Here is a 2,345-nt window from a genome sequence, read left to right as displayed (position 1 = left end):
GAACACGGAAGTTAAGCTCTTTAGCGCCGATGGTAGTTGGGGGCTTCCCCCTGTGAGAGTAGGACGTCGCTAGGCAACGTAGACAGTCAGCTGAGTGCTGGCTGTTTTTTTTATGTTAGGTTCTGTTCAAGAAACTATAGATTTTAATTGTGGATAACATCTCGTGGTCGCTTCATTCCCATGGGTCGGATGTAAACGAGCACTTACCCAATTGTTTTAATGATTTAATTAACTATCGACAAGAAACGAAAGCTGATGGCAATTAAACAATGAAAGAGCAACTACAAACCATTAAAGTTTTTGTAGTTGCTCTTTTTTTCTATTTAGTGTGTTTATGCTTATCGCTGTACTCTATCCAGAAATCAGCGTTTTCAATGCCTACTTTTCGCGGATCAAAAATCGGATCGAGCCCAGCCTTCTTTTGACGGTCATAATCACGCAAAACTTTCATAGCTGGTTTTGTTAATAAGATGATGGCAATAAAGTTCAAATAACTCATACTGCCGAATCCGACATCTCCAAGACCCCACATCAAACTAACAGATTGAACACTTCCAATATAAACTACAATTAAGAAGATTAATTTTAAAACTAATTTTAATACTGGGTATTGCAGTTTTTTATCTAAATATACGATCGTAGTTTCTGCGATATAGTAGTAGGCCATTAAAGTTGTAAATGCAAAAAGGAAAATGGCTATAGCTACGAAACCACTACCAAAATCATTAAACACAGTAGAGACTGCCGCTTGTGTATAAGCAGTACCTGCCACAACGCCAGGAATGTTTTCAACTAGAGGCGTTGTTGCTCCAGGAGGTGTTACATTATACATACCTGTAATTAAAATCATTAGAGCAGTTGCTGTACACACGATAATAGTATCAATGTAAATCGAGAAACCTTGTACTAATCCTTGTTTAGCTGGATGGGATACTTCAGCAGCTGCAGAACTGAATGTTGCTTCCCCAGCTCCAGCCACATTTGAAAATACTGAACGTCTTACACCCCAAGCGATGGCAGTACCAATTATACCTCCAAATATTTCGTTCGTACCAAATGCACTTGTAAAGATTAATTTAATCATATTAGGAATTTCACTTGCATGAGCACCTAAAATAATAAGTGTTAAAAGAACGTAGGCAAGCGCCATGATAGGCACAATTTTATCGGCAACACGAGCAATACGTTTAACACCACCAAAAATTATAAGTCCTAAAAGGGCAACAATTACTATACCCGTTATATATGGAGGAATATTAAATGCTGTACTAAATGAAGTGGCTATTGTATTTGCTTGAATACCGGGTACTAAAACTCCATAAGAAATACAAATAACAAGTGCTACAAAAATAGCAAAACCTTTAAGTTTTAAACCTTTTTCAATATAAAACGGTGATCCACCACGATATTGATTATCTGCTTTTTCTTTATAAACCTGCGCTAGTGTTGATTCAATGAAAGCGCTTGCACCTCCGAGGAACGCCATCACACACATCCAAAATACTGCACCTGGTCCACCCGCTGCAATAGCAGTAGCTACCCCTGCGATATTACCGACCCCGACACGTCCAGATAATGCCATACAAAAGGCTTGGAAAGATGATATTCCTTCATTTGATTCTTTTCGTTCACGCAATAATCGTATCATTTCTGGAATATAACGAAATTGTACAGCTCTAGTCAGAATAGTAAAATACAAACCTACACCTAATGCTAAATAAACGAGTGTATTTCCCCAAATATAATCGACTAACGTATTAACCATTGCTTCCATAGCATTTCCCCCTTGAACAACGAATTCTTTTTTGCATTCGGAGCATTTTCCCCAAGATTAAATACTTCCATTTCCTACTAAGAAGAATACTCAAATCGTCTTCCTACATGGGACCTAGACTTTCTGTCGTTAGGGAATACAAAAAATTAAAAATTACCTCCCTTCAAAATTTTCCTCCCTTATAATTCTTAATGCATTTTTTGTGCCATAAAGCAAAATATGTACTTGAGTGCAAAAAAAATCCTTTTCTCCGTAGTATGAGAAAAAGATTTTTAACTTCTTTCAGTGTAGTGAAAGCAAAGTGGAGCTATAGAAGTCTCCCACCTCTATAGGTGATGAGATGAATGCGGGTTAAAGTTATTTTTCAGCGGGTGTCCAAACATCTGCTGAATCAAAGGAACTCAGACTAAGAACTTCATATCCTGTGAAAACGCCTGAGTGGAAAACATCGTGCTGTTGCCGCTGCCGCTACGTTAGCACTACGCTTTCGCGCAAAAAACCATCTGCCGCTGCCGCTTCGCTTTCGCGCAAAAACCATCTGCCGCTGCCGCTTCGCTTTCGCGCAAAAACC

At 38.7% G+C, this 2,345-nt stretch carries 1 protein-coding gene; it reads right to left on the bottom strand.

Going from position 1 to position 2,345, the window contains the following annotated elements; all coding sequences use genetic code 11:
• Positions 1-319 precede the first annotated feature (319 nt).
• Positions 320-1,774: a sodium:alanine symporter family protein gene (locus AMS59_RS18445; protein ID WP_053485202.1), complete on the bottom strand. Its 1,455-nt coding sequence runs from the start codon at positions 1,772-1,774 to the stop codon at positions 320-322.
• Positions 1,775-2,345 lie beyond the last annotated feature (571 nt).

It is taken from the genome of Lysinibacillus sp. FJAT-14745 (assembly GCF_001275675.1).
Classification (GTDB): Bacteria; Bacillota; Bacilli; order Bacillales_A; family Planococcaceae; genus Lysinibacillus.
The sequence above is the reverse complement of the archived record's forward strand: the minus strand, read 5'-3'. Positions and strand labels throughout refer to the sequence as shown.

Coding starts and splice junctions, on each gene's coding strand:
- AMS59_RS18445 (WP_053485202.1), bottom strand. CDS start 1,774: ATGGAAGCAATGGTTAATACGTTAGTCGATTATATTTGGGGAAATACA.